This window comes from Streptomyces sp. NPDC059850 (assembly GCF_042731515.1).
In the GTDB taxonomy this organism is placed as follows: Bacteria; Actinomycetota; Actinomycetes; order Streptomycetales; family Streptomycetaceae; genus Streptomyces.
On the sequence record NZ_JBHWJI010000075.1, the window covers coordinates 21,634 to 41,950 of the forward strand.

The following is a 20,317-nucleotide window of genomic DNA, read 5'->3' on the forward strand; positions in this document are numbered from 1 at the left end:
TGGATCAGGAGCGACCGTGTGGGTCCGTGGGGCCGTACGGGACGGTGGCGGGGTGAGGTGCTGATGGGAGCTGTGGGGCGTACGACGGGGGGAGGGCGTACGTCGGGTGTGGGGGCTGGGGGCCGTAGCCGGGGGCGCCGTAGCCGTATCCGTAGCCGCCGTATGGCGGGGTGGGCCAGTACGGCGGGGGGATGGGGGTCTGGGGTGGGCCTGGGTAGGGGAGGGGGAGGGAGAGGGCCGCGTGGGCCAGGGCTGGTTGGGCCGTTTCGCGGCGTTCCCAGAGGACGTCGAGGAGTTCCCGCTCGCGGGTGGTGAAGTCGGGGCCCGCCGTGCCCCGGTACGCGCGGCGGCGCAGGAAGGCGAGGGAGGTCGCGGAGGCGATGTACTCGCCGACCGCGCGGGCCGCCGCCGCGCCCTGGGAGCGGCGGGCGAGGTCGCGGGCGATGCCACGGGCGCGCATCGAGGACAGTGCGAAGGGCTCGGGCGGGGTGAGCCACCCGGCCGCCCGGTAGGCGGTGAGCTGGTCGAGTACGGTGCGCAGCTCGTTGTTGCGGGACCAGATGGTGAGCCAGGTCAGCAGCCCGAAGACGGGGACCATGAACGCGGCGTAGACGATGATGAAGCCGTAGCCGCCGAGGGTGGACGAGCCGTTCCAGAGGCCGTGCAGGACCATCGCGGCCAGCAGCGCCGCGATCGGCAGCAGGATGCGGCGGGTGCGCTGGTGTGCGGCGGCCGCGGCGGCCAGGCCGAAGCCGACGCCGGTCATGGCGGTGAACAGGGGGTGCGCGAAGGGGGACATCACGCCGCGGATGAAGAACGTCGCGGCGGTGGTGGACCGTATGCCCGAGTAGCCGAACTCCTGGTCGCTGACGAAGGCCGAGCCGAGGTAGAGGATGTTCTCGGTGAAGGCGAAACCGGTGGCGGTGATTCCGGCGACGACGACCCCGTCCACGATCCCGTTGAAGTCGCGTCGTCGGAACACGAAGAGGAGGAGGACGGCCGCCGCCTTGGCGCTCTCCTCCACGAACGGCGCGACGAACGTGGCGCCCCAGGTGTCGGCGTCGGCCTGGCCGCCCGGGGATGACGAGTCGGCGATGGTGGTCATGAGCCACTCGGTGGCGAAGCCGTTGGCGATGAGTGCGACGAGCGTCGCGGCGCACGCGCCCCAGGCGAAGGCGAAGATCAGGTTCCGCCAGGGTTTCGGGTCGACGCGGTCGAGCCAGCGGAACACCGAGATGATCAGCGGTACGGGCAGCACGGCGAGGCCGAGCCCCACCAGGAAGCCCTTGGTGCCGGTCTGCTCGCGGACGAGGGCCAGGATGACCAGGCCGGAGAGCGACAGCAGTCCGATGAGCGCGGTGGCGCGCAGTGCCTTGTTGTCCCAGAGGCGGCTGAGGCTGAAGCGGCTGGTTCTGCCCCACGCCCCTCCTGGGTGCCCGGGGTGTCCTGGGTAGCCCGGGTGCCCAGGGTGCCCCGGGTGTGGTGCGTGTGGCCAGCCTCCCGGAGCGGCCACGCCGTCGAGCCACGGCTGCTGGTCGTACGGCGCGTACGGCTCGTACGGCGTGACCGGCGGATCGGGCGGCTGGTGGGGGGACGGGGACTGATGCACTCAACCGACCCTAACGAACGGGGGAGTGGCGGACTGCGGGATTGTTCCCATCCGCGCAGGGCCGCTATGCGTCGTTGCGGCGGAAGATCAGGTCGTGGACGATATGCCCCTTGTCCAGCCCCTGGGACTCGAACTTGGTGAGCGGGCGGAAGTCCGGGCGCGGGCTGTAGCCGCCGTCGGGCTGGGTGTTGTCGAACGACGGGCTGGCGGTCAGGACCTCCAGCATCTGCTCCGCGTACGGCTCCCAGTCGGTCGCGCAGTGCAGCAGCGCGCCGGGGCGCAGCCGGGTGGCGGCCAGCTCGACGAACTCGGGCTGGAGCAACCGGCGCTTGTGGTGCCGCTTCTTGGGCCACGGGTCCGGGAAGTAGACGCGCAGCCCGGAGAGGGCGGCGGGCGCCAGCATCTCGCGCAGCAGGATGATCGCGTCGCCGTTGGCCACCCGGACGTTGGACAGGCCGTCGCGTTCGGCGAGGGCGAGCAGATTGCCCTGGCCGGGGGTGTGGACGTCGACCGCGAGGATGCCGGTGCCGGGGTCGGCGGCGGCCATCTGCGCGGTGGCCTCGCCCATGCCGAAGCCGATCTCCAGGACGACGGGGAGGTCCGGGTCGCCGAACAGCTCGCCGAGGTCGAGGGGGTGCAGCCCGTCGATGTCCAGCCCCCACTGCGGCCACAGGCGGCGCAGCGCCTCGCCCTGGCCGACGGTCACCCGGCCGCGGCGGGGGCGGAAGGAACGGATGCGGCGCTCATGGTGCGAACCGGCCGGGTCGGCGGCGGGTCCCCCGGGGAAGCGGGGCTCGGCGCGGTCGCGGTCGCGGTCGCTGGCGGGGGCGGAGGCGGGAGCGGGCACGGTGCGGTGGCGCTCCGCGTGGGCATCGGGGGCGGTGGAGTTCTCGGACACAGTGCTTCCGATTCTACGGGCGGGGGTGGGTCCGCTCCCGGGCGCACGGGGGTGGGCCTTTTCCCCACCCCGCCCCTTCCCGAAACCGGGGGCTCCGCCCCCGGGCCCCGGCTGGGGCTCCGCCCCAGACCCCTTCCGGGGGCTCCGCCCCCGTACCCCCGTCGGGGCTGCGCCCCTGCGCCCCGGCTGGGGCTGCGCCCCTGCGCCTCCGGCTGGGGCTGCGTCCGCGCACCCCCGGCTGGGGCTGCGCCCTGCACCCCCGGCTCGGGCTCCGCCCCGCACCCCGTCGGGACCGTGGCGCCCCCTCGGTCGGGACCGTGGCGCCCCCTCGGTCGGGACCGTGGCGCACCCCCGTCGGCACCGTGGCGCACCCCCCCCGTCGGCACCGTGGCGGTCGCGGCAACCCGTCGCGGCAATCGGTCGTGGCCGGGGTGCGCCGTGCGGCCTGGGGCCCGCGGGCGAGGGCGCTGGCCCGGCCCGCCCGCTACCGGGTGGCGGTCGTCGTGAGGCCGGTCACAGCGTCGCCAGCACCCGCCTCGCCACCTCGCGGCCGATGGGGAGGGACGCGGTGGCGGCGGGGGAGGGGGCGTTGAGGACGTGGACGACTCGGGGGGACTGGGAGATCAGGAAGTCGTCCACGAGCGTGCCGTCCCGCAGCACCGCCTGGGCGCGCACCCCGGCCGGGGCGGCTATCAGGTCGTCGGGGGTCACATCCGGCAGCAGCCGGCGGACGGCGTCGGTGAAGGCGCGCTTGGAGAGGGAGCGGTGCAGCTCGCCCGCCCCGTACCGCCAGTGGCGGTGGGCTATCCGCCAGGCGCCCGGGTACGCCAGCGTCCCGGCCAGCTCGCGCGGGCGGACCGTGCGCCAGGTGTAGCCCTCGCGGGCGAGCGCGGGCACCGCGTTGGGCCCGAGGTGGACGCCGCCGTCGATGCCGCGGGTCAGATGGACGCCGAGGAACGGGAACGCGGGGTCGGGAACCGGGTAGACCAGGCCGTTGACCAGGGACGTACGCGACGGCACCAGCTCGTAGTACTCACCGCGGAAGGGGACGATCCGCATACCGGGGTCGTCGCCCGCTAGCCGGGCGATCGCGTCGCACTGGAGCCCCGCGCAGTTGACCAGGGCCCGCGCCCGCAGCACCGTGCCGTCCGCCGTGCGGACCGCGACCGCCGCCGGGCGGCGGCCGATGCGGGTCACCCCCGCCCCGTACCGCACGGACGCGCCCGCGTCCCGCGCGAGCCGGGCCAGCCGCGCCGCCACCGCGCCGAAGTCGCACACCCCCGTCGTGCCGACGTGGATCGCGGCGAGGCCGCGCACCCACGGCTCGTACTCCGCTATCTGGGCGGGGCCCAGCTCGCGCACCGGGATCCCGTTCTCCCGGCCGCGCTGGACCAGGGCGTGCAGCCGTGGCAGCTCGGAGCGCTCGGTGGCGACGATGAGCTTGCCGGTCACCTCATGGGCGATGCCGTACTCGGCGCAGAACTTCACCATCTCCGCCGCGCCGCGCACCGCGAACCGCGCCTTCAGCGAGCCCGGACGGTAGTAGATCCCGCTGTGGATCACTCCGCTGTTCCGCCCGGTCTGGTGGCGGGCCGGGCCCGCCTCCTTCTCCAGCACGGTCACGCGGGTGCCGGGCGCCGCGCGCGTGATCGCGTACGCCGTCGACAGGCCGACGATCCCGCCCCCGATCACCAGCACGTCGCAGTCCACCGCCGTCACGCCATGCACCTCCCCACGCGCCACAACCGACCGTCGCCCGACCCCTCCGGTCACCCGACCGTCGATCCCTATCATGACCTGCGCCACTGACAGCGGCCCGAAACCCGTGCGGCGCCTGGGATCCGGACGGGTGCGTGAAGATCACGCGGGCTTTGCCCGAAGCTCACGCGAGGGTCACCGATACCGGGTCACCGATACCGGGTCACCGATGTTCACCGCAGATGCCGCCGATGCTCACCGCAGACGCCGCCGCCGTCACCACGGAGAGCCCCTCACGCCGGTGTCACCAGCAGCGGACGGGCCCGCTCCCGCAGCTCCGCCACCCGCGGCTCGTCCCGGTACGCCTCCAGCCGGTGCATCAGATCGCGTACGTACTCCGTGGTACGCGCGGAAGAGATGCGGTTGGCGACCTCCACGGCCCGGGCGCCCGCCGCGCACGCCGCGTCCAGGTTGCCGGACTCCAGTTCGGCCACGGCGGAGACGACGAGCCGCAGCCCGTGGGACCGTACGAACTCCTCCGTCGGCCGGGCCAGCGCCTGCTCGGTGAAGCGCCGCACCTGGCGCGGCAGCCGCAGGTCGCGGTAGCACTCGGCGGCGTCGGCCGCGAACCGCTCGTGGCTGTAGAAGTCGAGCCAGGACGGGTCGGGGTCGCCCGCCCGGGACCGCTCCAGCCAGCCCTCGGAGGACTTCAGCGCCGCCCCGCAGGCCGGGCCGTCCCCGGACTTGGCCTGGGCGCGCGCCTCGACCAGCCGGAAGAAGCTCATGGTGCGGGCGGTGGCCAGGCCGCGGTTGCGCTCCAGGGCGGCCTGGGCGAGGTCCACGCCCTCGTCGGCGAAGCCGCGGTAGGTGGCCTGCAGGCTCATCGACGCCAGGACGTAGCCGCCGAGCGGGACGTCGGCGGCGGCGCGGGCGAGCCGCAGCGCCTGGATGTAGTACCGCTGGGCGGCCTCCTGCTGGCCGGTGTCGAAGGCCATCCACCCGGCCAGCCGAGTCAGTTCGGCGGTGGCGCCGAAGAGGGAGCGGCCGACCTCGTCGCTGTACGAGCCGAGCAGCAGCGGCGCCGCGTCGACCCGCAGGCATTCGGGGACCATGGAGGAACGCCAGTCGCCGCCGCCGTACTTGGAGTCCCAGCGGCGCGCGTCCTCGGCGGCCTCGCGCAGCTTGGTGACGTCGCTGTGGCCGACGCGCTGCGGTAAGGCGTCGGCACCGCTGCCGCCCGCTCCGCCCGCACCGCCCGCGCCCGCCGCGCCGTCCGCCTCCTCGGCGTCCTCAGGGCCGCGGGCGACCGACGTGTCGGCCGGGGATATGAGCCAGCGGGAGGCGGGGGTGGCGTACGCGCTGACCGCGAAGGATCCGGCCAGGCTCTGCCAGATACCCACCCCGCCGCGCCGACCCGCGAGATCAAGCCGGTACAGCTCGGTCGCGGAGCGGACTGCCTGGCCGATGTCGCGCGGGAACGCGAGCCCGACCTCGGGGGCCGGATCGGCGTCGGCGAGCCCGATCTCATGGAGTGGGACGGGGCGGCCGAGTTTGCTCCCGATAGCGGCCGCAATCAGATGGGGCGCGGCGCCCTGGGGCACCATGCCCTTGGACACCCAGCGCGCAACGGACGTCTTGTCGTAGCGAAGAGTCAGGCCACGCTGGGCGCCGAGGTCGTTGACTCTGCGCGCGAGCCCGGCATTGCTGATCCCAGCGAGGGCGAGAACGGTGCCGAGCTTCTCGTTCGGCCCGCGTGGCTCCCTGGACATGCGCACCCCTCGACAGCACCGACGGCCGCCCCGGCATGGGCGCGGGGCATTCGTAAACCCAGCGTAGTTCGCCGCATCCCGACCGTTAAGAGGTGGTGTCCCGGATGGCGAGATTCTTGTACGAACGGGCGTGCGGGGCGTGACGCGTGCTCCCGGTGTGTGTGGCTGTGCGCCCGTGTGTGCGCTCTGTCTCAGTCCCGGCGAGAACGTTTCGATGGGACCTGCGTGGGTCGGCCCGCTGTACTGGATCCAGTGGGCTGGGGGACGCCGCCGCCTCATTCCCCGCGGGTGGCGGAACGGTCCGGGAGGCGGAAGCCGCCTCCCGGACTGTCGTGTTGGGAAGGTGTGGAGGCGAGCGACGGCGAACGGCGCGCGGCGGTCCGGATGATGGCGGGTCATCCGCAAGACCACCGAGCGCGCCACGGCGAACTTGGCCGGATATCGCCTGCCAGAGCCGGGCTCCCGCGGCGGGCCGGGGAGGGGGAGGCCCGGCGCGGGAAGCCCCTTCCCTCGTCAGCGGGTTGGCGTCGCCCGTGGGTGGGTTGGCGTCGCCCGTGAGTGGAGTGGCGTCGCCCTCGCCGTACGCCGTGGAGCTGCCCGCTGGCCACGCCGTGGCGGCTGCCTCGTACACGCGTCGGCGTCCTTGCGCTGTTGTGCGCCCCAGTCGTGGCAGCATGGGCCACGGCGGAACGGTGCGTCATGACCGTGATCAACTCCTGGAATTCCCGCGGCCATCTGCAGTCATACGCAGTCAAGGGACATCCAAGAGATCCACGTAGTTGTCCGGTTCGATGTCGAAACCGTCAACAAGCTGTGCATGATGGCACCTACTTCTTGGTTGCCCTGGATGCCCACAGCCTGTGGAGGCGGCGATGCGGTGGTTGGTGGGGTGGAGCAGTACCGCATCCGGCCCGGTCCCCCCGGAAGGCCGTGCGATCCAGCCGGTCGGTGCCCAGCTCCTGTGGTCCGACCCCGATCCGCTGTGGGCGGTCGGCGACTGGCGGCCCGACGAGGTGCGCGTCGTCCAGGCCGACCCCTTCACCCGGCTCGCCGTCTTCGGCTGCTGCGGCGCCACCGACGAGGAGTTGCGGGTCGGCCTGTTCGCCGCCCGCGGCGGCGCCCTGCGCCACCTCACCGCCTGGCCCGGCAGCTACACGGCCGTCGCCCAGGTCGGCCGCCGCATCACCATCGCCGGTGACCTGGCCGGGGCCCGGCCCGTCTTCCACACCGACTGGTCCGGCGGCACCGCGTATGCCACCGCCGCGCTCCCGCTCGCCGACCTCATCGAGGCCCAGCTCGACGTCAGCCACCTCGGCGCGCTGCTCGCCTGCCCCGACTCCCCGGAAGCCGTCGGCGACGGCACGCCGTACATGGGCGTCAGACGGGTGCCGCCCGGACACGCGCTCGTCCTGCGCGACGGCGCCCGCGACATCACCGGCTACGAACCCACCGCCTCGCTCGCCGTCGCCGCGCCCCCGCTCGACCAGGACAAGGCCGTGGAGGGCGTACGGGACGCCCTGCTCGAAGCCGTACGCGCCCGCCTCACCGCACCCCGCCACGCCCCCGCCGCCGACGACCTCGACCCCGGGCCCGTCCCCGGCATGGGCCCCGCCGAACGCCGCGCCGCCCGTGGCGCCCCGGCCCCCGGCATCGGCGCCGACCTGTCCGGAGGCAGCGCCTCCGCCACGCTCGCCCTGCTCGCCGCCGGGCTCCCCGGCATGCCCGGTACCCTCCTCGGCCACGGCACCGAGGCCGGTGAACGCCTCCTCGCCGTCACCTTCAACGACCTCGTCACCACCGGCGGCGCCCGCAGCCGCGAGGCCGAACTGGAGCGCGCGGGCGCCATCGCCGCCAACCCCCGGCTGCACCACGTGGTCGTCGCCGGGGGCGAAGAGGCCCTCCCGTACGCCGCCCTCGACACCGGCGCCCTCACCGACGAGCCCGGCCCCTCCCTCGTCATCGCCGAACGCCACCGCCGCCGCCTCGCCGCGGGCAGCGCCGACCACTTCGTCGGCCACGGTGCCCGCCAGGTGCTCGACGCCCACCCGGCCCGCCTCGCCGACCTGCTGCTCGACCGCCGCAGACGCCACCTGCTGCGCCCGGCCACCGCCCTCGCCAAGGCCGACGGGCCCAACGCCCACTCCTTCTTCGTCCCCTTCACCGTCTACCGCGCCGCCCGGCGGCTGGCCCGCACCTCCTACCGGGACGGCGTGCAGGAAGCCGCCGCGCGCCTCCTGGAGCGCCGCTTCACCGACGACGGCGCGGGTGTCGCCGCGGGCGCCGTCTCCGCTTCCCTCGCCTCGCTCGCCTGGTGCCGCCCCGGCCCGGCCGCCCGCTGGCTCACCGGGGAAGCCCTCGCCGAGGTGTCCGTACGGCTCGAAGAGGCGGCGCTGCGCCCCGCCCTCCTGCGCCGCCCCGGCGAACGCCGCGCCGACGCCGCCCTCGCCCGGTACGCCGCCGACCACCGCGTCTTCGAGCAGGCGGCGGAGGTGCGCAGCCAGCGCCTGCACGCCCCCTTCCTCGACAACCAGGTCGTACGCGCCTGCCGCGCGCTCCCCGAAGCCCTGCGCGTCCAGCCCGGAGCGCGCGCCTCCGTCCTGCGTACGGTCCTGGCGGGCGCGGGCATCCGCGACCTCCCCACCGGCTGGGGCGCCACCTCCCACGCCGCCCACTCCGCCTCCGTACGCGCGGGCCTGCGCACCTGGCTCGGCGATCTCGTCGGCCTCTTCGATGCCCCCCTGCTGGCCGACGCCGGACTCATCGAGGCCCGCGTCGTCCGCAAGGCGCTGCGCGCGGCCTCCGAGGGCGAACGCCTGCCCTTGGACGGCCTGGCCGAACTGGTCTCCACCGAGGTCTGGCTACGCCGCCTCCTCTCCCGCCGAGGCACCTGCTGGACCGGCACAGCGGCCCCCCGCCAACGCGCGGTAGCGGGCGGAGTGGTCCCCCGCCCCTCGCTCTGACGCCCCGGACGTCCGCCGCCCCGCACCGCGTACCTGACACCTCGCGCTGCGGGCGCGTTGCCCGGCGGCCGGGGGACCGCCCGGCCGAGGCGGGGGCGCCCGGTCCGGGGTGGTCGATATGGCGGTGCGTCGCCGTGTCGTCGGGATTACGGTGGCGTCGGGCCGTCAGCCCGAGCGGGCCGCGGCGTGCGGCGCCTGGCGGGCGACCGCGTCACGGCTGTGCGACCCGCTCGTGATGGAGTGTCCCCTTCCGCGGCAAACCCAGGAGAATGACCGCCGTGCGGTATCTCATCCTCGGCACGACCGAAGCACGCGACGAACACGGGAACCCGCTGTCCCTCGGCGGGCCCCGGATCCGTGCGCTGCTCGCCGCGCTCGCCCTGCGTGCCGCACGGCCCGGGCCCATCCCCGTCGACGTCCTCATCGACGAGGTGTGGGCCACCGACCCGCCGCACGACGCGCCCGCCGCGCTCCAGGCGCTGGTGGGCCGGTTGCGGCGGGCGATCGGGCGGGAGGCCGTGGTCTCCTCGCCCGGCGGCTACCGTCTCGCGACCGCCGCGCCCCAGGACGACGTCGATCTGCTGCGCTTCGAGCGGCTGGCCGACGACGGCATGCGCGCCCTCGACGCCGGTGATCCCCACACGGCCGCCACCACGCTCCGGCGGGCGCTCGCGCTGTGGCGCGGCCCGGCGCTCGCCGACCTGCCGGAGCGGGACGCGTCCGCCGCCCGGGCCGAGGCGCGGCGGCTGGCGGCGCTGCACCGCCGCATCGACGCCGACCTCGCCCGCGGCCGCCCGGCGGACGTCGTTCCGGAGCTGCGCGAGCTGGTCGCCGACCATCCGCTTGACGAAACGTTCCACGCTCAGCTGATCCGCGCGCTGCGGGCCGCCGGGCACTCGGCCGACGCCCTCGCCGCGTACGAGGACGTCCGCGCGCTCCTCGCCGACCGGCTCGGCACCGACCCCGGCACGGAGCTGCGGGAACTGCACCGGCAGCTGCTGGCGGGCGAGCCGCCGCCTACGGGCGCCATGCCACCGCCGGGGCCACCGACTGTCGGGCGCGCCGCGGACGGCGACCGGGGCCGCCGCCCGGACGGCGCCCGGTACCGCTACGCCGACCGTGACCGCGCCCCGGACGGCGACCGGCACCGCCGCCCGGACCGCGACGGCGACCCGGGGCCGGACCGCGACGGCGACCGCGACTCGGACCGCGACGGCGACTCGGGACAGGACCGCTACCGCGCCGCGGATCGCACCCGGGACCGCGCCCCCGGCCGGGACCGCGCCCCCGGCCGGGAGCCGCGCCCGGTCCCGCCCCCGGCTCCGCCCGGCAACCTCCGGGCCCGCCTCACCAGCTTCGTCGGCCGCCAGAGCGAGATCGGCGCCATCTGCCGGGACCTGGACGGCTCCCGGCTGGTCACGCTGACCGGACCGGGCGGTTCCGGCAAGACCCGGCTGTCCGAGGAGACCGCCGCGACCGTGACGGCCGCCTACCCGGACGGCGTCTGGGTGGTCGAACTCGCCTCGCTGGACGAGGCCTCCGCCGTACCCGGCGCCGTCCTGAGCGCCGTCGGCCGCCGCGAGACGACACTGCTCGCCTCCGGACTCGACGGCCGGACGACCGGCGGGGCGGACGTCGTCGACCCGGCGACCCGCCTGGTCGAGTACTGCGCCGACCGCCGCCTGCTGCTCCTGCTCGACAACTGCGAGCACGTCATCGACCCCGCCGCCCGGCTCACCGAGGCGCTGCTGGCGCACTGCCCTGGCGTGACCGTCCTGGCCACCAGCCGGGAGCCGCTGGGCGTGCCCGGCGAGACCGTACGGCCCGTGGAGCCGCTGCCGCCCGCCCCCGCCCACCAGCTGTTCGCCGAGCGCGCCGCGACCGTACGGCCCGGATTCGACCCGGCCGGGGACCCGGACACGGCGGCGGCGGTCGCGGAGATCTGCCGCCGCCTGGACGGACTGCCGCTGGCGATCGAGCTGGCCGCGGCCCGGCTGCGGCTGCTGACCCCGAGGCAGATCGCCGACCGCCTGGACGACCGGTTCCACCTGCTGACCAACGGCAGCAGGACCGCCCTGCCGCGCCAGCAGACCCTGCGGGCGGTGGTCGACTGGTCCTGGGACCTGCTGGACGAACGGGAACGCACCGTGCTGCGCCGGGCGTCGGTCTTCGCGGGCGGATGGAGCCTGGCCGCGGCGGAGGCGGTCTGCGCGGACGCCGCGGAAGCATTCCGCGCGGACGCGCCGGAGCGTGCGGCCATACGCGCCGATGCGTACGCCCCCGCGCACACCCCCGCACACTCCGCCGCCCCCATCGCGCCCCCTGAGGTGCTCGACCTGCTCGGGGCGCTGGCCGACAAGTCCCTCCTGGCCGTCGATCACCCGCCGGGCGGGCCGATGGGCGAGGCCCGCTACCGCATGCTGGAGACGATCCACGAGTACGTCGGAGAGCGGGCCGCCGAGGACCCCGCCGCCCGGGCCGACCACGCCGCCGCCTCGGCCCGGCACATCGCCCACTTCCGGGACTTCGTCCGCGCCGCCGAGCCCCGGCTGCGCTCCGCCGAACAGCTGCCCTGGCTGCGCCGCGTCGAGACCGACCTCGACAACATCCGGGCCGCCCTGCACCGCTCCCTCACCGCCCGCGACGAGGGCACCTCGTTCGCGATCATCCTCGCGATGGGCTGGTTCTGGTGGCTGCGCAACTACCGCGACGAGGGCGCCGCCTGGGCCCACCGGGCCCTGACCCTCGACCACGACCCGGCCGACGAACGAGACGACCCGGCCGACGAACGAGAGGACAAGCGGGACCGCCCAGCCGTGGACATGCCGCCTCCCGCCCCGGACGGCGCCGACGGGATCGACCCCGCCGCCACCCGCTACTGGCACCGCATGGATCTGAGGCTGCTGCGGTTCTTCCTGCTCGCCGACACCGGCCGCGGCCCGGACGTGAAGGACCCCGAGACGCGGTTGATAGCCCAGCGCACGCGCGACGTCTACGGCAGCCATCCGGGCCCGCGCAGCGCCCGCTTCCCCGGCGTGCTGTGGCCGTTCGCCGGATACCTCCTCGACGGCCACACCGCGATGATCCCGCTGATGGACGCGACGGTGGCCAACTGCCGCGAGCACGGCGACGACTGGGCGCTCGGCGTCGCGCTCATGTTCCGCGCGCACCTCGCCATCGACACGTCGAGCGGTATCGAGCGCGCCGAGGCCGACTACGCCGAGCTGCGCGAGCTGAGCACCCGCGTCGGCGACCGCTGGATGCTCGCCCAGGTGCAGAGCGCCGGGGGCGAGATGGCGACGATGCGCGGGCGGCTCACCGAGGCGGGCGCCGCCTACGAGGAGGCGCAGCGGCTGGCCCGGGAGATCGGCGCGCACACCGAGGTGCCGTTCCTCATCACCCGGATGGCCGACCTCGCCCTCAACGCCGGGGACCCCGAGGGCGCGGCGAAGCTGCTGGACCACTCCGAGCAGGAGGCCGAGCGCTGGGGCGCCGTGGATGTCCGGGCCTTCAACCGCCTGATGCGCGGCAACATCGAGCTGCTGGGCGGCGATCCGGCCGAGGCGCGGGCGTACGTCGAGGACGCGCGGCGGCAGGCGGCGAAGGCGACTCCGCCGCCGCAGTTCTGGGTCGTGGTGCAGGAGCTGGAGGGGCGGGTCAGCGCCGAGGAGGGCGACCCGTGGGGCGGGCTGCGCACGCTGCGCGACACGCTGCGCCTGGGCGTCGAGGTGGGCTGTACGGAGGCGCTGCTCGCCCAGCAGGCGGACTCCGCCGCGTACATCCTGGTGCGGCACGGACACGAACGGCAGGCCGTCCGGCTGCTGGGCGCGGCCGACGGCTGGCGCGGGCGGCTGCCGCGTACCCCGCTGGCGCTCGCGGAGACCGGAGTGACCGAGGATCGGGCGGGTGCGGCGCTGGGCGCGGCTGTGGCCGGGAAGCTACGCGACGAGGCCACAGGCCTGACCGTCGACGAGGCCATAGCGCTGCTCGACGAGGTCCTGACCGCCCCGGAAGCTGACCGCCCCCGGAAAGCTGACCGCCCCGGAAGCTGACCGCCCCCGGAAAGCTGACCGCCCCGGAAGCTGACCGCCCCCGGAAAGCTGACCGCCCCGGAAAACAGGGCGGCATACGGTCACCCATACGGGGAAGACGCCCGACGCGCACCCGAAACGAACGAGCGAACCCCGCCCCGACCGCCGTTCGCCGGGCGGAACGCACCCGGCGAACGGATCGATCAGAAGGCGCTGAGCGATCAGGAAGTGCTGAGCGCTCAGAAGGTGGCTCCCCCCCCGGTCACCCCACCGGCCGCGACCGCAGCCCGTCCAGCAGGATGTCCAGCAGCCGGGCCGACGCCGCGGCCTGCTGCGCCGCGTCCGGCAGCGACGGCGCGGCCGTGGCGATCACCAGCAGCACATCGGCGACCGTCACATCCGGGCGCAGCTCACCCGCGGCCCGTGCCCGCTCGACCAGCTGCCCGACGACCTGCAGCAGGATCGCCGCGCCCGCGTCGTCCGGCTCGTCCTGCTCCATGCCCGGCTCTTCGACCAGCCGCAACTCCGGCTGCGCCGCACCGGCCGACGGCACCGCCGCTGTCTGCACGGCACCCGCCGGTGCGGACACCGCACCCGCCGGTGCCGGGGCGGATAACGCCGCCACCTGCCGCTGCTGCGGAACCCGGATCTCCGTCTCCGCGTCGACCCCGACCCGCAGCACCTGCGGCGGCAGCAACCGGCCCGCGCCGGACGCCACCGAGGTGCGCAGGAACCGGGCCAGCGCGGACCACGGCTCGTTCTCCTGCCCCAGCGCCGCCCGTGCCTGATCGGTCAGCCTGGCCGTCTCCTCCTCCGCTATGCGGCGGACGAGCACGTCCTTGCTGGGGAACCGCCGGTAGACGGTGCCCACCCCGACCCGCGCCCGCCGCGCCACGTCCTCCATCGGAGCCCCGTACCCCAGCTCACCGAAGACTTCGCGCGCCGCACGCAGGACATGTTCCAGATTGCGCTGCGCGTCCACGCGCAGCGGAGTGCTCCGGCCGCCCGTTCCGTCCGAGGACGCGACGGCTGCGGACCATGACGAACCCTGAAGGTGCATAAGTGATCCCCCGGTAATGACGTCTCCCCCCGGAGACTCCCCGCCCTGTCAGCCGGGGCAGTCACAACCCCGACGAAGTACGAACATAGTTGAGCCCAGGTCAAGAATGAAGAGGGTAGGTCGGGACAGACCGTCCCCCAACCGGACCACCAGGCCACCCTACCCCGCCTCCCGGACCGTCCCGCCCCCCGTGGCCACGCCCTGACCTGCGCGTATACCCCGCGCCGCACCGCTCCCCGGCCCGGGGGCGCCTCCGGACCTCCGGTCACACAATTCGTCGGGGCTGTGGACAAACCGCGGTCGCGGATGCCTCATGGGAGGGTGAAGGAACCAGCGCGCATTCTCGTTGTCGGCGGCGGCTACGTCGGGATGTACACCGCGCTGCGCCTCCAGCGGAAGCTCAGGCGGGAGCTGAGGCACGGCGCCGTACAGGTCATCGTGGTCGATCCCGAGCCGTACATGACCTACCAGCCGTTCCTGCCGGAGGCCGCGGCCGGGTCGATCTCGCCCCGCCACGTCGTGGTGCCGCTGCGCCGGGTCCTCGGCGACTGCCAGGTCATCATCGGCGAGGCGACCGCGATCCATCACGGCAAACGCACCGCGACCATCAGAACGCTCGCCACCGAGGAGGAGGGCACCGGTTCGATCGAGGTCCACTACGACGAGCTGGTGCTGGCGCCCGGATCCGTCTCCCGCACCCTCCCGGTCCCCGGCCTCGCCGAGACCGGCATCGGCTTCAAGACCGTCGAAGAGGCCATCGGGCTGCGCAACCACGTCCTCGAACAGCTCGACATCGCGTCCTCCACCCGCGACCCCGACGTCCGCGACTCCGCGCTGACCTTCGTGTTCGTCGGCGGCGGGTACGCGGGCGTCGAGGCTCTCGGCGAGCTGGAGGACATGGCCCGGTACGCCGTCCGCTACTACCACAACATCGCGCCCGAGGACCTGAAGTGGATCCTCGTCGAGGCCACCAACCGGATCCTCCCCGAGGTCGGCGAGGAGATGGGCACGTACGCCGTCCGGGAACTGCGCGGCCGCAACATCGACGTACGGCTGGAAACCCGCCTCGACTCCTGCCAGGACCGGGTCGCCGTACTGAGTGACGGCTCACGCTTCCCCACCCGCACCCTCGTGTGGACCGCGGGCGTCAAACCGTCGCCCATCCTCGCCTCCACCGACCTCCCGCTGAACGCCCGCGGCCGCCTCACCTGCACCGCGGCGCTGCAGGTGGACGGAGTGGAGCACGCCTGGGCCGCCGGGGACGCGGCGTCCGTGCCGGACCGTACGGCGGCCGAGCCCGGCGCCGTCTGCGCCCCCAACGCGCAGCACGCCGTCCGCCAGGCGAAGGTCCTCGCCGAGAACCTGCTCGCCTCGCTCGACGGCCGTCCGCTCACCGACTACGAGCACAAGTACGCCGGTTCCGTGGCCTCCCTCGGCCTCCACCGGGGTGTCGCACATCTGTACGGCCGCAAGGTGAAGGGCTATCCGGCGTGGTTCATGCACCGCGTCTACCACCTCAGCCGGGTGCCGACCTTCAACCGCAAGGCGCGGGTGCTGGCCGAATGGATCCTGTCCGGCCTGTTCAAGCGCGAGATCGTCTCGCTCGGATCGCTGGAGAACCCCCGCGCGGAGTTCAAACTCGCCGCCGACACCGGACGCCATCCCGAAGCCAGTTGACCGCCAGTTGACCCCGACGGGGCGGAGCCGGGAACTCCCCTCCCACGAACGGCGTCTCACGGATGTCAGTCCGGTCGGCCACACTGGACGTGTGACCATGGGTGGGCTCGTATCTGCAAAGAGTGACAATCGCGAGGATTCGGAAGTTTGCTGCATTCCCCCGGGGGCCGTCCCCCGCACCCGCATCCCTCTCCCCGATCCCGCGCCGGCGCGCTGCTCAGCCACCACCCCACGAGGTAACCCGCAGTGAACTTCACGCGCTGGAGCGCCCGGCTCCCCCGAACGCAGCGACGCAGCGCCGCGCGGTCCGACCGCGCCGCGCGGCGTCCGCAGCCCGCCCCGGGCGGCGGCTCCGTCCCGGCCGCCCGCGGCGAGCGCACCGACCCCTCCGCCGTCGGCGAGCCACCGCTGCCGGGAGCGCCCGGCACCGCCCCGGGCGGCCCGCCGCCCGCCGCCGTCCCGACCCTCGACGGGCTGTCCGTCCACGACGTCCTCGGCCAGGTCCCGGCCCTGGTCGCGGTGGTGTACGGCCCCGAGCACCGCATCGCCTACGTCAACGACGCCTACGCCGACCTGTTCGGCGACCGGACCCGTGGCGTCCCCGCGGGCCAGGCCCTGCCCGAGCTGCGTGAGCTGGGCCTGCTGCCGCTGATGGACCAGGTCCTGCGCAGCGGCACGCCGCGTACGGTCAAGGCGCGGCGCGTCCCCGCGGCGCCCGAGGCCCCGGTGCCCGGGCCGACGACGCCGGACACCGAAGCCGAGCCCGAGTCGGCGGCCACGGCCTCCGGCCGCTCGCGGCACGGGTACTACACCTTCACCTGCTCGCCCATCGAGATGGCCGCCCCGGCCCCGGGCCCAGCCCCCGTGCCCGCCCACGACGGAACCGTCCCCGACCAGGCGCTCCCCGACACGGCGGTGCTCCCCGACCAGGCGCTCCCCGGCACGGCCGCGCAGGCCACCGTGACCGCCACGGTGACGGCGGCCCCCGAGGTCGCCGCCGAACCGGTCCGCGGCGTCCTCGTCTTCGGCGCCGACGTCACCGACCAGGTCGAGTCCGCCGAGCGGCTGCGCGCCAGCGAGCGGCTGCAGCGCGAGACCGCCGTCACCCTCCAGCGCAGCCTCCTCCCGCAGGAGCTGGAACAACCCGACGACCTGCGGGTCGCCGTCACCTACCAGCCCGGCGGCAAGGACGCGGCGGTCGGCGGCGACTGGTACGACGTCATCACCCTCGGCGCGGGCCGCACCGCCCTCGTCATCGGGGACGTGATGGGGCGCGGCGTCCGCGCCGCCGCCGTCATGGGCCAGCTGCGCACCGCCGTCCGCGCCTACGCCCGCCTCGACCTGCCCCCGCACGAGGTGCTCCAGCTCCTCGACGGGCTGGCCGCCGAGATCGACGCCAACCAGATCGCCACCTGCGTCTACGCGGTCCACGACCCCAACGAGAGCCGCCTCGTCTACGCCTCCGCGGGCCATCTGCCGATCCTGGTCCGCGACCCGGACGGCACCGTGCGCCGCGCCGCCGAACCCACCGGCCCGCCGCTGGGCACCGGCGGCTGGCTGCACACCTCCGGCTCCGTCCCGCTCGGCCCCGGCGCCAGCGCCGTCCTGTACACGGACGGGCTGGTGGAGCGGCGCGACAAGGACATCTACGACGGCGTCGCCGCCCTGGAGCGCGTCTTCGCGGGCGCGACCGGCACCCCCCAGGTGATGTGCGACCGCCTCATCCGGGCGCTCGGCATCACCGCCGCGCACGACGACGACGTCGCCGTCCTGGTCCTCCAGCACCCCGCCCGCAGCGGCCATGACGCGGAGCTGTTCCACAACGCCGCCCTCGAACTCCTCGGCGGGGTGGAAGCGGCGCCGCGCGCCCGGGCGTTCGCCTCCGGAGTCCTCGCCAGCTGGCGCTTCCCCATGGAACTGCGCGACCTGGGCGTCCTCGCCGCCAGCGAGCTGGTCGCCAACTCCCTCCAGCACGGCACGCCCCCGATGCGGCTGCGGCTGCGCCGCACCGACCGGCGCCTGATCATCGAGGTGACCGACGGCGACGACCATCTGCCCCGCCGCCGCCGGGCCGAACCGGTCGACGAGGCCGGGCGCGGCATCTCGATCGTCGCGACCATCGCCTCCTCGTGGGGCTCACGCCGCACACCGGGCGGCGGAAAGGCGGTGTGGTGCGAATTCGCCCTCCCCGCCGGTGAACCATAAGGACGTCCGGCGAGGAGGGCGGGAAGCGGGATGAGCGCGGCGGCCGTCAGACCGCCGTGGTCACCGGAGCTGACGACTCCGTACGCGGCGCGGGCACCGAGGGCGCCGCCCCGCGCAGCGGATTGTCCTGCCACGCCGACAGCCGCCCGCCCAGCCGCAGCGCGAGCACCGATATGCCCAGCGAGCAGACGACCAGCACCGCGATGTACGCCCCGTACAGACCGGCCCCCGCCATCAGCCCGCCGAACGCCGGGCCGACCGCCAGCGCCAACTGCTTCACCAGGGAGAACGCCGCGTTGTACTGCCCCAGCAGGGATGACGGCGCCAGATCGGCCACCAGCGGCGCGACGGTCGGCGACAGCAATGCCTCACCGAGACCGAAGAGCGCGTACGCCGAGATGATCGCGGCCGTGCCCATGACCTGGCTGCCCGGCACCAGACCGGCGCCCCCGGCCACCACCCACGCGACCGTCCACACCAGCCCGACCAGCGCGATCACCCGGCTGCGCCGCCGCCGCTCGACCAGCTTGAGCACCACGAACTGCGCCAGCACGATCGCCGCCGTATTCGCCGCCAGCGCCACGCCCAGCATCGCGGGCGACACATGGGCGACGTCCACGGCGAACGCCGACAGCCCGGACTCGAACTGCCCGTAGCAGGCGAAGAACAGCACGAAGCCCAGCACACACAGCTGCACCATGGCCCGGTGCGCCAGCAGGGTCCGCCAGCCGCCGGTCCCACCGGCGGACGCGTCGGTCGGCACCGCGCCGTCGAGCACCGGCCCCTTCGGCAGCCGTACGGTCGCCACCGCGGCACCCAGCACCAGGAACATCACCGCGTCGATCGCGAAGAGCCGCACAAAGCTGTCCGGGGACGAGGTGTCCACCAGCAGCCCGCCGAGCAGACCGCCGACGCCCAGCCCCAGATTGCTGAGGAAGAACTGCATCGCGAAGGCGCGCGACCGGGTCGTGGGCGTCGAGCACCACACGATCAGCGTGGCCAGCGCGGGCTGGATCACCGCCATCCCCGCACCGAGCACCCCGGCCGCGGCGAGCACCAGCGGCTCGCCCGCCGCCAGCCCGAGCCCCAGCGACCCCGCGGCGGAGGCGACCGCGCCCGCGACGGCAACGGACAGCGGCCCCCGCCGGTCGATCACCCGACCGGTGAAGGGGAGCACGACAAGCGCGGCCACCGCGAACATCGCGAGCACCAGGCCCGCCGTATGCGCACCGAGATCCCGCACCTGCGCCACATAGACGAACAGGAACGGGACCGTGAAGCCGTTGCCGAACGCGCTCAGCGCGTTGCCCAGTTGGATCCGGCGCAGCGCTGCGCCCATCGCGGTGGTCACACTCACCTACCTAGGTCGAGAAGGTCGTACAGGGGACGAAGAAGTCCGCAGAGTCGAACCCTGAAGACTTCGAAGCTAAACTTCGACGCTTAAGAGTACACGGCGAAGAAGTTCGACGCGAACGACTTCCGTGCCATACTCCGCACATGGCTGAGACCCCCGACCCGGACGACCTGCTGACCCTTGAGGAGCAGATCGCGGCCTACCAGCGCGAGTTCCAGGACCTCGACCCGCAGGTCGAGCAGGTCGTGAACGCCCTGAGCAGGCTGACCCGGCGGATGAACGTCGCCTACAGCAGGCAGTCCTCGACCCTCGGCATCAGCAACGTCGAGTTCGAGGTCCTGAAGGCCCTCGTCCTGTCCGGCTCCCCGTACCAGCTGGGCCCCGGCGAACTGGCCAAGCGGCTCGGCCTCACCCCCGCCGCCATGACCCACCGCATCGACCGCCTGGTGAACGAAGGGCTCGTCACCCGGGAGCGTGATGAGAACAACCGCGTGCGCGTCATCGTCGAGCTGACGACCGGCGGGCGGGAGAAGTGGCTGGAGGCGATGCGCCGGGCGTCCGTCTTCGAGGAAGACCTGCTCCAGGACCTGTCCGCCAAGGAGCGCGGCGCCCTCGGCGAGATGCTCGCCCGCGTCCTGCGCCGGGTGGAGGAGACCCAACCGGACGCCGACGGGCGGCTGAACGACCTCGGTTGAGGCATTCGGCCGACACGGGTTGACACCGATCAGACCGATCCGTAATGTTCCCCGAGCTGCCACAGAGCCTTAACGGTTCGCAGGTACGCACTCGAGCCGCACCGGCGGCAAACCACTCAGCACGACCCCCAATCGGGAACGACTTCGGCATGCCGAAATCCGGAACGAAAAGCTCGATTATGAGCTGCCGGGGGAATCCGCTAAAGTGGTGGACACGCCGGAAGGCGCGAAACACCCCGCTCCAACAGGGGGCCGGAAACGGAATACGGACCGGAAACGGAACGGAAAACGGATCTGGTAAGGTTGGAAACACGAAAGGCCGGAAAGCCGAAAGGCTGAAAGGCCCGGAAGGAAAGCCCGG

The 20,317-nt window shown here is 74.1% G+C and carries 11 protein-coding genes; 5 read left to right on the forward strand and 6 right to left on the reverse strand.

Annotation, left to right across the window (positions count from 1 at the left end):
- Positions 1-4: 4 nt before the first annotated feature.
- From ACFV9T_RS38080 to ACFV9T_RS38095, 4 genes are all read right to left on the reverse strand, one after another.
- Positions 5-1,609: a PrsW family intramembrane metalloprotease gene (locus ACFV9T_RS38080; protein WP_385447247.1), complete on the reverse strand. Its 1,605-nt coding sequence runs from the start codon at positions 1,607-1,609 to the stop codon at positions 5-7.
- A gap of 64 nt (positions 1,610-1,673) precedes the next feature.
- The gene (trmB, locus tag ACFV9T_RS38085) at positions 1,674-2,507 is read right to left on the reverse strand and encodes a tRNA (guanosine(46)-N7)-methyltransferase TrmB (RefSeq protein ID WP_385447249.1); all 834 of its coding nucleotides are present in this window, start codon (positions 2,505-2,507) and stop codon (positions 1,674-1,676) included.
- Positions 2,508-3,020: 513 nt separating this feature from the next.
- Complete coding sequence (lhgO, locus tag ACFV9T_RS38090; protein ID WP_385447251.1) at positions 3,021-4,226, reverse strand: L-2-hydroxyglutarate oxidase; 1,206 nt, start codon at positions 4,224-4,226, stop codon at positions 3,021-3,023.
- Between the two features lie 272 nt (positions 4,227-4,498).
- A complete protein-coding gene (locus tag ACFV9T_RS38095; RefSeq protein ID WP_385447253.1) occupies positions 4,499-5,974 on the reverse strand; it encodes an MFS transporter in 1,476 nt (491 codons plus the stop codon).
- An 872-nt stretch (positions 5,975-6,846) separates the two neighbouring features.
- Between ACFV9T_RS38095 and ACFV9T_RS38100 the strand changes: the two genes are divergently transcribed.
- Positions 6,847-8,934, forward strand: coding sequence for an asparagine synthase-related protein (locus ACFV9T_RS38100; protein WP_385447255.1), 2,088 nt, complete (start codon positions 6,847-6,849; stop codon positions 8,932-8,934).
- 269 nt (positions 8,935-9,203) lie between these two features.
- Positions 9,204-12,986 carry a BTAD domain-containing putative transcriptional regulator gene (locus ACFV9T_RS38105; RefSeq protein ID WP_385447257.1) on the forward strand — a complete coding sequence of 1,261 codons (3,783 nt, stop codon included), beginning with the start codon at positions 9,204-9,206 and terminating at the stop codon, positions 12,984-12,986.
- Between the two features lie 241 nt (positions 12,987-13,227).
- On the opposite strand, the gene ACFV9T_RS38110 is transcribed toward ACFV9T_RS38105, so the two are convergent.
- Positions 13,228-14,025, reverse strand: a complete 798-nt coding sequence (locus ACFV9T_RS38110; protein ID WP_385447259.1) for a TetR/AcrR family transcriptional regulator — start codon at positions 14,023-14,025, stop codon at positions 13,228-13,230.
- Between the two features lie 306 nt (positions 14,026-14,331).
- Between ACFV9T_RS38110 and ACFV9T_RS38115 the strand changes: the two genes are divergently transcribed.
- Positions 14,332-15,702 (forward strand): NAD(P)/FAD-dependent oxidoreductase, encoded by a 1,371-nt coding sequence (locus ACFV9T_RS38115; protein ID WP_385447261.1) that lies wholly within the window; start codon positions 14,332-14,334, stop codon positions 15,700-15,702.
- A gap of 246 nt (positions 15,703-15,948) precedes the next feature.
- Positions 15,949-17,907 carry a SpoIIE family protein phosphatase gene (locus tag ACFV9T_RS38120; protein WP_385447263.1) on the forward strand — a complete coding sequence of 653 codons (1,959 nt, stop codon included), beginning with the start codon at positions 15,949-15,951 and terminating at the stop codon, positions 17,905-17,907.
- Positions 17,908-17,953: 46 nt separating this feature from the next.
- Here the strand turns inward: ACFV9T_RS38120 and ACFV9T_RS38125 are convergent, their stop codons facing one another.
- Positions 17,954-19,258 (reverse strand): MFS transporter, encoded by a 1,305-nt coding sequence (locus ACFV9T_RS38125; protein WP_385447272.1) that lies wholly within the window; start codon positions 19,256-19,258, stop codon positions 17,954-17,956.
- 146 nt (positions 19,259-19,404) lie between these two features.
- Between ACFV9T_RS38125 and ACFV9T_RS38130 the strand changes: the two genes are divergently transcribed.
- The gene (locus tag ACFV9T_RS38130; protein WP_385447265.1) at positions 19,405-19,956 is read left to right on the forward strand and encodes a MarR family winged helix-turn-helix transcriptional regulator; all 552 of its coding nucleotides are present in this window, start codon (positions 19,405-19,407) and stop codon (positions 19,954-19,956) included.
- Positions 19,957-20,317: the final 361 nt, after the last annotated feature.